Genomic DNA, 12,164 nt, shown 5'->3' on the forward strand with positions numbered 1-12,164 from the left:
GCTCATAGATATCAAACAAGCTACGAACTTTGAACCAAGCTCGCGATGCGTTGACCAAAATAGAAAGCGGTTTTTAGGTCATTCGCATTAACGCTGTTGTTTGTCGAGTTTGGATCCTCGTCGACACTGGCAACCAAGCCAATGCTCGAACCAGTGCGATTCAGACCTAGGTCGTCGATGTGCTTAGATACATCAAGCCCTGCCCAAATCATGCCATGTTGGCAAGCTAGAGTGAAAAAGCTGAATAGGGTTTGCTGCTGTTCTCCGTTGAGACTACCGCCAGTGGTGAAGCCTGCAGCGAGTTTGTTTCTCCATGCTTTCTTACCGTAGGTATCGCTACTGGCGTCCATAAAGCTCTTAAACTGGGCAGCGGGTGACCCCATGTAAGTTGGCGCGCCAAAGACAATCGCATCACAGTGGTCTAATGCTGTGAGCTTATCGTCATTGTCATACCTTCCTTCAATGATTTCAGACGAGAGAACCTCGATGAGCAATGCCGAGCTAGGCATTTGAGAGTTTAAGCCTTCTGCGATGAGCTCTGCTACTTGCTTGGTTGCCCCGCATTTGGAGAAGAAAACAATTCCAATTTTATTACTGCTCATCCTTAAACCCTCGTAGTTAGCATTAGTAAGTAAATATATTTATAAAGTAATTTGTTTACTAATATAGTCTGGTAATTAGATAAGTAAACAAAAAACATTATTAACTGGATTGAAATTTGGAAACGAGAGAGGGACTTTGGAAAGTGAAATTGAGGAATTCGTATTTAATGACTGATGTTTATGAGTGAATTAGAAGATGAAGTAGAATTAAAAAAAGGTTCATCGCGGCTTTCCGGGGAAAGCCGCTTTTATCTTCAAGAAGAAGTAGTCTGTATCTCGATACCCATACCCCATTCGCTTGATTAGTTTTATCTTGTTGTTTATCCCTTCCAGTGTGCAGGTGTTTAACGGGTAACTTGCCGATGCGATAATGCCGTGAAGATAAGGACTCAGTTTTCGTGCAAACTCTTTCAATGGTTTAATTCCACTCTCTTGTACCTGTTCATACCACGCATCCCAGAGCCCCTTAGCGTGCCTTTCTGACTCACAATACCAAAGCTCTTTGAGTTGGGCTCCGAGTATATAAGTGGTCATCAAGTCCTTATTGATATTCAATATTTCGGTAAGATAGCTGTCTTGCCGAGTATTTAAGTTGCCTCTGTTCTTCAACAACACCCAGCGTGAGCGTTTGACCCATTGTCTCGCTTTTTTATCTTGCTTGAGTTTATTGGCTTGGTCGACTCTGACTCTATCCATTACCTCACGACCGAACTTAGCTACAACATGGAACAAGTCGTAAACGATTTTTGCGTTCGGGCAGTGCGCTTGAACTTCAAGGTCAAAAGCCGTATTCATGTCCATCGCGACCGCCTCGATATTATTGCCATGCTTGCCTAACTGCTCGAAGAACGGTCGTATGTCCTTGCGGCTACGGCCTAACCCTATCCAAATGACTTGGTGAGTCTTAGCATCAGCGATGACAGTGGCATACCGATGTCCTTTAAAGATGGCGAACTCATCCATGACGAGCTGTTTTAGTCCCTCCCATTTCACTGGCGGTATCACTTGTCTAAGTCGGCGTTTATCTATCTCTTTAATGGTGTGCCAATGAACGCTAGTTAGCTGAGAAATATGCTTAATGGGAAGAAGGGGTAAAAGTTGTTCTATATAGCTTTTTAGGCGCTTCGTTATACGAGCATAAGGCTCTAACCAAGATAGCGACTCTGTTTTTATGCCGCAGTCACTACACTTAACCCTTCGTGTTTGAACGGAAAGTTCAACAGGAACACCGAGTAACATGGCCTCTTTCACATTGCGCCATTGATATTCATGGATAGCTTCTGCCTCGAGACCACAAAGGCATTTAGCCTCAGAGTTAGGTTTAAGAGTAAGGGTAATAAGTGATGCTGTCTGGTGAGACTTTACTATTTGAAAGCCTTCCCAGAATGAAGATAGGAAAGTATGATTCGGCATGGAAACGGTAGTTTGTGTATGATTTTTGTTTGGCGACTAAACCATATCACTTACTACCGTTTTTGTTTTTAGTTCCCGCTAATCCGCGATGAACCTTAAAAAAGGCCCCTTACGGAGCCTTTAATCAATTGTGTAGCGCTAGCTTATTTGATGGCGAACGTCGGCAGTGATAAGTGCCAGCGAATAGCCCCAAGCCTGATCAGCAGCGTTGAGAATACACCGGCTAAAAATGCCGTTTCTGAGTCGTGACCCATGCTGATTGCCATGGTGTGGAAAGCGCCACCAATAATACAAGCGGTCGCGTAGACCTCACTTCTTAGGATCATCGGCACTTCACGGGCAAGCACGTCACGAATAATACCGCCACCACAACCGGTGATGACACCCATGATAATGGCCACCAATGCAGAGTCTTGGTAAATCAGCGCTTTTTCTACACCAATACCCACGAATACCGCTAGGCCTATTGCATCACATACTGGCAGTATCCACCACGCCAGACGCTTGGGACGTCTTACAATGATCATGGTTAGCAAGCAGGTAATGATGATTACCCAAAGGTAGGTGGTGTCAGTGATCCAAAACACTGGAGTTGCACCCAATGCCATGTCACGAATAGTACCGCCGCCAATCGCGGTTACACTGCCTAGAACGGCTACGCCAAAGGGGTCCATCTTAAGACGGCCTGCGACAAAAACGCCAGAAATAGCAAAGATGGCAGTGCCAAATAAATCGATAATATAAAGCAGCATGGAGTCCATGATACTGGTGCTCTTATAGTTAAAATTGTAGGGACAGGTCGGTGGCGAATTGTACGAAAAAACGCAGCAAAAAGTTAGTGATTTTGCCTAGCTCTATCGAAGAAATCGCACACTTGTTGGATCGCTTGCAAAGTTCTGGTTGTCGGGCGATTAATCCAATCTGAATTGAGTGACCAAATCTGATTTTGAGCGACAGCAGGGATCTCTTCTTCCCAAGTTTGCCACATTGTTCCGTTCTCGATTGCGTGCTGAGACGTGAAGATCACTTCCGGTTTCTTAAGCACAACCTGTTCAATACCAACTTGCGGATAAGGGGAGGCGCTGTCTTCAAAAATATTGTGACCACCACAAAATTCAAACACCTCACTTGGCCAGTGTCCTTGTGCCACGGTAATGATCGGTTTTTCGCTAAGCTGATAGAAGTAGTTTACCGGTTCGGCGTCCTTATATTTTAGCCTTAACGCGTTGAGCTGTTCTTTGTATTGTTTGGCATTATTTTCACCGATACTCGGGTCGCTGGCGTATTGGCTGAGTTGTTCAATATTGGTCGCGATGCTGTCTAGGCTTTTGGTTTTTGAGTAGTAAATATTGAAACCAAACTGCTCTAATTTCGCGAGTTCTCTAGGCGGGTTGCCTGCAGGCCACGCAAGAATCAGATCTGGCTGCAGTGCGATGATTTTCTCAACCTTGATGCCTTGATAGTTTGCTACCTTCTCAAGCTTATCAGCCTCTGGTGGGTAATCACTTCGTTCACTTACCGCGATAAGGTTGTCACCCAAGCCAGCGCTGTACGCTAGCTCGGTTGCGTGAGGTGCTAGGCTGATAACACGTTCGGCTGTTGCTACTTCTGTAGCAAGTGAAGTGGGTGCCCATAAACTGAAGCTGAGAGTGAACGCGAGGGCTGAGCATCGTGTAACAAGTTGAGAGGGTTTCACTTTAAATCCCTTGGTGAATAATGAGTAAGGCTAGGCTCTGTAAGAATATCCAGACAGCGATGCGACCAAAAAGTAGCTTTTGAACCTGAGATAAATGCAGCGCTGATGGGGCGATTCTGCCGCCTAATTTTGCACGAATGGCTTTGGTGTTGTCATAAATGGCAGGGCCACCTAGTGATAACTCTAACTTGTTACCTACGGCGGTAATTAACCATGCAGGGCCTGGTAGAGGCCAAGAGCGACTTTGAACGAGCATCATCTTAAATGTGTGAGACGCTTTATCACCACAGACGATCATCAAGGCAAACAAGCGCATTGGTATAAATTCTAGGATAGCGACGATCTTGATTGGCGTTGAGCCAAAAGGAGAGAACTGTTTACGGCTTGGTGACCAAGCTCGAGCCAACTCGACAATCAGGCGATACATTAATGCGGCGATACCACCACCGATGGCGTACCAGAACAGCACACAAACCACGTTACGAGCGTAACCCATGATGATAGTTTCTGTAGCGGCTTTGCCTAGGCCTAGTGATGAAAGTGATTCGGTCTGGCGATTGACAATTGGAGCCAGTAACTGACGAGCGGCGGCTTTATCTTCTCGACCAAGTGCTTTGATCAACTGATTAGCCAGCTTTTCATTATTACGCCAATCAATTGCGAGTAATAGCAGTGCTAACTCAAACAGCTGAGATTGCCAAACCAAAGGTTGCAAGGCCAACAGAATAACCAGAGTCGGTAATACCATTAACCCCCAGGCTAATGTGCCCGAGATTAAGCTTTGGGAATAGTTGTGGTTGTTATTAACCTTGCTTGCTAAAAGTTCAGCAAACTTATGCCATAAGGTCGTGGGGTGCGCGGCATGAGGGATAGGTAAGATTAAATGAAAAAGCAGTGCTCCCCACATTACAAGGAGCACGCCATTTGCAAATACCTGATCAAACAGTGTTTGCATGTCTAGTCGCTTACTTTAGTAGGGCAACCATTTTGATAACCATTTCAGAAGAGCTTTGTGCTGCTAGCGGCAGGAACTCTTCGAAGCTCATTGGTGATTCTTTGTCTGCAACGTCAGAGATTGCACGAACAACCACGAATGGAACTTGGAATTGGTGACAAGCTTGAGCAATCGCAGAAGCTTCCATCTCTACAGCAACCACTGATGGGAAGTGCTTACGGATGAACTCTTGGCGTTCAGCGGTACAAACAAATGCATCGCCAGTACAGATAAGGCCGCGAACAGCGTGCTTATCTTCCATTTGAGATAGCGCTTGTTCAGCAACTTGCATCAGTTTGTCGTCAGCTTTGAATGCTGCAGGTTGACCTGCCATTTGACCGATTTCGTAACCGAAAGCCGTAACGTCTGCATCGTGGTGACGAACTTCAGTCGAGATAACAACATCGCCAAGGTTCAGTGTTGAATCAAAACCGCCAGCAGAGCCAGTGTTTAGAACGACATCTGGTTGGTATTCGCTTAGTAGGATTGAAGTACCAACTGCTGCTGCTACTTTACCAATGCCTGATTGAAGCAAAACAACGTCAACACCATTTAGCTGACCAGAGAAAAAGGTACAACCGCCTTTATTAACTTCAGTAATGTCTGAAATTGCTGCTTTTAGGATCGCAACTTCTTGCTCCATTGCGCCAATGATGCCGATTTTCATGTGTAGTCTCTTAATAAAAATATTTAAACAGTAGAGCGAAATTGTAGCATGGAAGAGAAGTGTCGAGCGACAGCCCTGAGGCACTTCTCATCCGAATAGCAGCGATTTATCTGCGTATTCTTTTATCTATTTGATTAGGCCTTCGCTTTTTAGGCTTGCGCGAAGTTGTTCAGCACGTTTACGGTTCACACCAAAATCAGAATGGCCAGTACGAGACTCAGAACGCACGATCAGTTTGTCATTGGTGATTTTAAGCTCTAAGTCATCGACAAAGCGCATGATGCGAGAGGTACATTCAACACGCAGGTAATCTTCTGTTTTGCTCGCGGTTTTCGATCCCGGTAAGGTGAGTGCAACCTGCTCAATCGCATCTAGGTTTGCTGAATCTGATAACTCAAACGCGGCCAATGCATGCTGCTCACGGTCATCTTGAGTGGATACGCAGTTTGGTTTGTCTCCACAAGGTGATGAAGTTCTGTCTTTCATGTCCGTAATTCCTTGGCTGCATGCGGTTAACGTTAAAAGTGATAGCGAGAGGAGAGCGGCTTTTTTCATAGTGTTTCCTATGGCTTGTTTTCAATTCTAATTGTAGTTATCGGTATTGGTTTGTTTGCTATTTTTGTTGTGCTTGTGATAGACGTATCTAATTCAAAAAAGGATCCATAATTGGATCCTTTTTTTATAGTAACGGCTTGAGTAATAAAGGAAACCTTATACTCATCACACTTCTAGGTAATCTAATATCCCTTCCGCGGCTTTGCGGCCTTCATCGATAGCGGTCACTACCAAGTCAGATCCTCGAACTGCATCGCCACCTGCAAAGATCTTGCTGTTGGTGGTTTGGTATTGAAACTCTTGCTGTCCGGGTGCCTTAATTCGCCCCCATTGGTCGAGTTCTACACCGAAGGGTTCTAGCCACTCCATTGCGTGAGGTTGGAAACCAAATGCCATGATCACGGCATCGGCTTCAAGAATGTGCTCGCTGCCTTCGACAGGTTCTGGACGACGACGGCCTGCTTCATCAGGTTCACCCAAAGCGGTTTTCACGACTTTGACGCCAACCACATGACCAGCGCTATTTAGTTCTAAGCCAATAGGTTGTAGGTTGAACTTGAACTTCACACCCTCTTCACGTGCATTTTTTACCTCACGGCGAGAGCCTGGCATATTGGCTTCATCTCGGCGGTAAGCACACACAACATTAGCCGCGTGTTGGCGAATCGAGGTTCTTACACAGTCCATCGCGGTATCACCACCACCAAGCACAACCACCTTCTTGCCTTGCATGTCGATGAAAGGGGTTGGGTTTTCTAAATCCATTACCTTGTAGGTGTTAGAGATTAGGAAAGGCAGAGCATCATAAACGCCTGGTGCATCTTCGTTATCTAAACCCGCACGCATGTTTTTATAGGTGCCGACACCTAAGAAGACAGCATCGTAATCATCGACCAATTGCTGAAGTTGTACATCTTTGCCGACTTCGGTATTCATTTGGAACTCAACGCCCATCTCGCTAAAGATACGGCGACGATTTTCCATGATGCCTTTCTCGAGTTTGAACGATGGGATACCAAACGTGAGCAGGCCACCGATCTCCGGATAGCGGTCAAATACTACGGCCTTCACTCCGTTTCGAACTAAGATGTCAGCAGCAGCAAGACCAGCGGGGCCTGCACCGATGATTGCGACCTTTTTGTCGGTCCATTCGACATGCGACATGTCTGGCTTCCAACCCATCTCAAACGCTTTGTCATTGATGTATTTTTCAATGTTGCCGATGGTTACTGCGCCGAAATCGTCGTTGAGGGTACAAGAGCCCTCGCACAAACGGTCTTGAGGACAAACTCGTCCGCAAACCTCAGGCAGGCTGTTGGTTTGGTGAGACAATTCAGCCGCTTCGATAATACGCCCTTCATTGGCAAGCTTAAGCCACTGAGGGATGTAGTTGTGAACAGGACATTTCCATTCACAGTATGGGTTACCACAGTCTAAACAACGGTCTGCTTGCGCTTTCGCTTGTTGTTTGGTGAAAGGTTCGTAGATCTCTACAAACTCAATCTTACGTATCTTGATTGGTTTCTTCGCTGGGTCTACGCGATTCACATCAATAAATTGGTATACATTCTGGCTCATTATTGGCTCCTTCCAATTATTGCGCTTGAACACGAAGTTCAGCTGAGCTGCGGCTTTGATGGCCGAGCAAGGTGTTCAGATCCGCTGTCTTTGGCTTCACGAGGTAGAACTTCGGAATCCATTCATCAAAGTTCGCCAGAATAGCTTCAGCGTGCACTGAGCCTGTTTCTTCTAAGTGTTCTGCAATTAAGCCGCGCAGATGTTCTTGGTGGATAAATAAGTCAGACAGAGAAAGTGCCTCGACCGACTCGTTATTTACTCGACCTTGGAAGTCTTCATTCTTATCCATGACATAAGCAAAACCACCTGTCATACCCGCGCCGAAGTTGACGCCGGTTGCGCCAAGAATGGCAACAATACCGCCAGTCATATATTCACAGGCGTTGTCACCCGCACCTTCAATCACTGCAACCGTACCTGAGTTACGTACACCAAATCGTTCACCAGCAGTACCTGCGGCAAATAGCTTGCCTCCGGTTGCGCCATACAAACAAGTGTTGCCTATGATGGTCGCTTCGTTACAAGTAAATGCAGTGCCTTGGTGAGGCTTGATAACGACTTTGCCGCCAGCCATGCCTTTGCCAACATAGTCATTGGCATCGCCTGTTAGGTACAGCTCTACGCCACCTGCGTTCCAAACTGCAAAAGACTGGCCTGCAGTACCATCGAGATACAACTTAATTGGTGAACCTGCCATCCCTTGGTTGCCGTATCGCTTAGCAATTTCGCCAGAGATACGAGCGCCAATCGAACGGTCTGTGTTGATCACGTTGTAGTAAAGGCTGGTGGATTGACGTTTCTCAATCGCATCGAGTGCATCATCAAGGATCTGTTGATTGAGTTGCGCCTTATCAAACGGTGCGTTTGGTTCTGTCCAAAACAGAGGGTGACCTTCTGGAGAAACAGGATCTTCGAGTATTGATGAGAGATCCAATTTGCTCTGTTTCGCAGTGAGACCTTGAACGGCTTCAAGCAAATCAGTGCGACCAATCAGGTCGGTGAGTTTTTCTACACCAAGCTCTGCAAGGTATTGGCGAACTTCATCGGCTAGGCCAGTAAAGTAGTTCACCACCATATCAGGTAGGCCTTTGAAGTATTCGCGGCGCAGTGTTTCATCTTGAGTCGCGACACCCGTTGCACAGTTGTTGAGGTGGCAGATTCGTAAGAATTTACAACCCATTGCCACCATCGGCGCAGTACCAAAGCCAAAGCTTTCAGCACCGAGAATCGCGCCTTTAATTACATCGAGACCCGTTTTCAAGCCACCGTCGACTTGTAGGCGGATCTTATGGCGAAGTCCGTTAGCAACCAGTGCTTGCTGGGTTTCTGCTAGTCCAAGTTCCCAAGGGCATCCTGCGTATTTTACTGAGGTCAGTGGGCTCGCGGCGGTACCACCATCGTAACCAGAAATGGTGATCAAATCGGCGTAGGCTTTTGCTACACCTGTTGCGATCGTACCAACACCCGGTTCAGACACCAACTTCACTGAAACCAAGGCGTTAGGGTTCACTTGCTTAAGGTCGAAAATCAGCTGAGCCAAATCTTCGATTGAGTAGATATCGTGGTGCGGAGGAGGGGAGATCAGCGTAACACCTTGAACTGAGTATCTCAGTTTGGCGATCTCTGCCGTCACCTTATGGCCTGGCAGCTGCCCACCTTCACCGGGTTTCGCACCTTGCGCTACCTTGATTTGCAGAACATCCGCATTGGTTAGGTAATGTGGTGTTACCCCAAAACGACCAGACGCAATTTGTTTGATGCGTGAGTTACGGTCGGTACCAAAACGTCTTGGATCTTCACCGCCTTCACCTGAGTTTGAATAACCGCCCAAACGGTTCATCGCCATTGCCAGTGCTTCATGCGCTTCTGGGCTCAGGGCACCAATCGACATCGCCGCCGAGTCAAAGCGCTTAAAGAGGTCACTACTCGGCTCTACTTGCTCAAGCGTTAGTGGATTATCGGCTTTTTTAAGGCTCATTAAGTCACGCAGCATCGCGGCAGGGCGAGCATTTACTTGTTTAGCAAAAGATAGGTAATCCGACGTTTCGCCGGTTTTAACTGCGGTTTGCAGTGTACCGACTACATCTGGGTTGTAGGCGTGGTATTCTCCGCCATGCACGTATTTCAGTAAACCACCGTGCTCGATAGGCTTACGCTTAGTCCACGCTTTACGAGATAAGTTATAGATGTCTTGTTGGAAATCGCTAAAGCTCGCGCCTTGGATTCGTGTAGTAACTCCGCGGAAACAGAGCTCAACAACGTCGGAATGTAGGCCAACAGCTTCGAAAAGCTGCGAACAGCGATATGAAGCAATCGTAGAAATACCCATCTTCGACATGATCTTATACAGACCTTTGTTGATGCCGTTTTGGTAGTTTTGCATCGCGGTGCGATAGTCTTTGTCTAAAGAGCCATCATCCAACATTTTACCTAATGCTTCATAAGCCAAGTATGGATAAACCGCGGTCGCACCGAAGCCAAGTAGCACTGCGAACTGGTGTGGGTCACGAGCCGTTGCTGTTTCAACCACGATGTTGGCATCACAACGCAGATTGGTATCAGCAAGTCTTGTTTGCACCGCACCAACTAACATTGCTGCAGGGATTGGTAGTTTGCCTTTTTCTAAACCTTTGTCCGACAGCACAACCAAAACCGCACCCTCGCGGACTTCTTGCTCTGCATTATCACATACCGCTTTGATAGCTTGTTCAAGGTCTTGGTGGTTAGGATCGTAGTGCATGCTGAGAATGACATGACGGTAATGTTTTTGACTCAACTGCAAAAGCTGCTGCATGTCTGAGTAAAGCAGTACTGGTGAATCAAACGTGACACGATAGGCGTGACCGTCTGTTTCACAGAACACGTTCATCTCTTTACCAATACTGGTCGCCAAAGACATCACGTGTTTTTCACGTAATGGATCAATCGGTGGGTTGGTGACCTGTGCAAACTTCTGACGGAAGTAATCGGTGACCAGACGTTCTTTTGAAGAGAGCACAGCCATCGGCGTATCATCGCCCATTGAGCCTACCGCTTCTTGCCCCATGTCACCAAGCACACGCAGTACTTGGTCAGACTCCTCGTTGCTCATCGCAAACTGTTTTTGGTAGGTCTTGAGCGTGTCATCGTCAAAGCTACGCTTACCGACTTGGTCATCTTGCAGCGCAGAAAATGGCGTTAACTTGTGAACGTTCTTTTCCATCCACTCTTTATATGGGTGGCGACCTTTGAGGTCATTGTCGATCTCATTAGATTGCCATAGCTTGCCGCGGCGAGTATCGATCACCAGTAATTCACCTGGACCAACACGGCCTTTTTCTGCAACTTCATCCGGTGCGTAGTTCCAGATACCGACCTCAGATGCCAGCGTGATTAGATTGTCTTTAGTAATCACATAACGCGCTGGGCGCAGGCCATTTCTATCGAGGTTACATGCGGCGTAACGACCATCTGAAAGTACGATACCTGCAGGGCCATCCCACGGTTCCATGTGCTTGGAGTTGAAGTCGTAAAAGGCACGCAGATCTGGGTCCATGTCTGGGTGATTTTGCCAAGCGGGCGGAACAAGCATACGCATCGCTCGGAACACATCCATACCTCCGGCAAGGAACAGGTCGAGCATGTTATCTAAGCTTGAAGAGTCTGAGCCTGTCTCATTTACAAAGGGTGCTGCGGTTTGCAAATCGGGTAGCAGCGGTGAAGAGAATTTATAAGCACGAGCCTTGGCCCATTGGCGGTTACCTTCTATGGTATTGATCTCACCATTGTGTGCCAAATAGCGGAATGGTTGAGCCAGTGGCCAGCGCGGTTGTGTGTTAGTTGAGAAACGCTGGTGGAACAGACATATTGCAGATTCCATACGTAAGTCTGCAAGATCGAGGTAAAATCGCGGAAGATCGGCCGGCATGCACAGACCTTTGTAGACCATTACCTGTGTTGAAAGGCTACAAATATAGAAATCTTTGTCTTCGGTGATCTGTTTTTCAATTCTGCGACGAGCAATGTATAGGCGTCGTTCGATGTCACGCTCACGCCAGCCTGCAGGTGCTGAGATAAACACTTGTTGAATGTTTGGAACCGAGTCTTTTGCGATTGGACCCAAAACGTCGGTGTTAGTCGGCACGACACGCCAACCTGCGACTGTGAGTGTCTCTTGAGCTAGCTCTTTATTGACGATGTCTTGCGCGGATTGCGCTTTGATTGGGTCTTGGCTGAAGAAAATCATGCCGACAGCGTATTGCTTGCCGAGGTTGAAGTTATTCTCTTCTGCGATAATTCTGAGGTAAGAGTCTGGCTTCTGCAGTAATAAGCCACAGCCATCTCCGGTTTTACCATCCGCAGCGATACCACCACGGTGTGTCATGCGATCTAGGGCTGAAATAGCAGTTCTTACCAACTTATGACTAGGTTGGCCTTCCATTTGCGCTATTAAACCAAATCCACAGTTGTCTTTTTCAAGACTAGGATCATATAGAGCCATTGCAATTCTCCCTTTTGCTTCTCTGTCATCCAGACAGTAAATGACTAACTATTCATGTACTTGTTGTTTTTTATAAACTGATAGTTTGCTTTAGCCAGTTAAAACGTTATTGGTTGTGTTAACAAAACCGATTGATTTTATTTTCATCAGCTTTACAACGTATAGCTAATTGTGTTTAA

At 46.7% G+C, this 12,164-nt stretch carries 9 protein-coding genes; all 9 read right to left on the reverse strand.

What is annotated here, in order from left to right; all coding sequences use genetic code 11:
- Positions 1-20: 20 nt before the first annotated feature.
- A complete protein-coding gene (locus ITG10_RS10555; protein ID WP_017629337.1) occupies positions 21-602 on the reverse strand; it encodes a flavodoxin family protein in 582 nt (193 codons plus the stop codon).
- Between the two features lie 219 nt (positions 603-821).
- A complete protein-coding gene (locus tag ITG10_RS10560; RefSeq protein ID WP_248386384.1) occupies positions 822-2,015 on the reverse strand; it encodes an ISL3 family transposase in 1,194 nt (397 codons plus the stop codon).
- 143 nt (positions 2,016-2,158) lie between these two features.
- Positions 2,159-2,776, reverse strand: coding sequence for a TRIC cation channel family protein (locus ITG10_RS10565; RefSeq protein ID WP_048658038.1), 618 nt, complete (start codon positions 2,774-2,776; stop codon positions 2,159-2,161).
- Positions 2,777-2,850: 74 nt separating this feature from the next.
- Positions 2,851-3,711, reverse strand: a complete 861-nt coding sequence (gene btuF, locus ITG10_RS10570; RefSeq protein WP_017630248.1) for a vitamin B12 ABC transporter substrate-binding protein BtuF — start codon at positions 3,709-3,711, stop codon at positions 2,851-2,853.
- Between the two features lies 1 nt (position 3,712).
- Positions 3,713-4,666, reverse strand: a complete 954-nt coding sequence (locus tag ITG10_RS10575; protein WP_017630247.1) for a cobalamin biosynthesis family protein — start codon at positions 4,664-4,666, stop codon at positions 3,713-3,715.
- Between the two features lie 10 nt (positions 4,667-4,676).
- Complete coding sequence (mtnN, locus tag ITG10_RS10580; RefSeq protein ID WP_017630246.1) at positions 4,677-5,372, reverse strand: 5'-methylthioadenosine/S-adenosylhomocysteine nucleosidase; 696 nt, start codon at positions 5,370-5,372, stop codon at positions 4,677-4,679.
- Positions 5,373-5,498: 126 nt separating this feature from the next.
- Positions 5,499-5,927, reverse strand: coding sequence for a DUF1499 domain-containing protein (locus ITG10_RS10585; protein WP_026084178.1), 429 nt, complete (start codon positions 5,925-5,927; stop codon positions 5,499-5,501).
- A 165-nt stretch (positions 5,928-6,092) separates the two neighbouring features.
- Positions 6,093-7,505 (reverse strand): FAD-dependent oxidoreductase, encoded by a 1,413-nt coding sequence (locus tag ITG10_RS10590; protein ID WP_017630244.1) that lies wholly within the window; start codon positions 7,503-7,505, stop codon positions 6,093-6,095.
- Positions 7,506-7,521: 16 nt separating this feature from the next.
- Complete coding sequence (gene gltB, locus ITG10_RS10595) at positions 7,522-11,985, reverse strand: glutamate synthase large subunit (RefSeq protein WP_017630243.1); 4,464 nt, start codon at positions 11,983-11,985, stop codon at positions 7,522-7,524.
- Positions 11,986-12,164 lie beyond the last annotated feature (179 nt).

It is taken from the genome of Vibrio sp. ED004 (assembly GCF_023206395.1).
GTDB lineage: Bacteria > Pseudomonadota > Gammaproteobacteria > Enterobacterales > Vibrionaceae > Vibrio.

Excerpts from the sequence above, each read along its gene's own strand:
- ITG10_RS10575 (WP_017630247.1), bottom strand. The coding sequence starts at position 4,666 with ATGCAAACACTGTTTGATCAGGTATTTGCAAATGGCGTGCTCCTTGTA.
- ITG10_RS10565 (WP_048658038.1), bottom strand. The coding sequence starts at position 2,776 with ATGGACTCCATGCTGCTTTATATTATCGATTTATTTGGCACTGCCATC.
- mtnN (WP_017630246.1), bottom strand. The coding sequence starts at position 5,372 with ATGAAAATCGGCATCATTGGCGCAATGGAGCAAGAAGTTGCGATCCTA.
- gltB (WP_017630243.1), bottom strand. The coding sequence starts at position 11,985 with ATGGCTCTATATGATCCTAGTCTTGAAAAAGACAACTGTGGATTTGGT.
- ITG10_RS10560 (WP_248386384.1), bottom strand. The coding sequence starts at position 2,015 with ATGCCGAATCATACTTTCCTATCTTCATTCTGGGAAGGCTTTCAAATA.
- ITG10_RS10585 (WP_026084178.1), bottom strand. The coding sequence starts at position 5,927 with ATGAAAAAAGCCGCTCTCCTCTCGCTATCACTTTTAACGTTAACCGCA.
- ITG10_RS10555 (WP_017629337.1), bottom strand. The coding sequence starts at position 602 with ATGAGCAGTAATAAAATTGGAATTGTTTTCTTCTCCAAATGCGGGGCA.
- ITG10_RS10590 (WP_017630244.1), bottom strand. The coding sequence starts at position 7,505 with ATGAGCCAGAATGTATACCAATTTATTGATGTGAATCGCGTAGACCCA.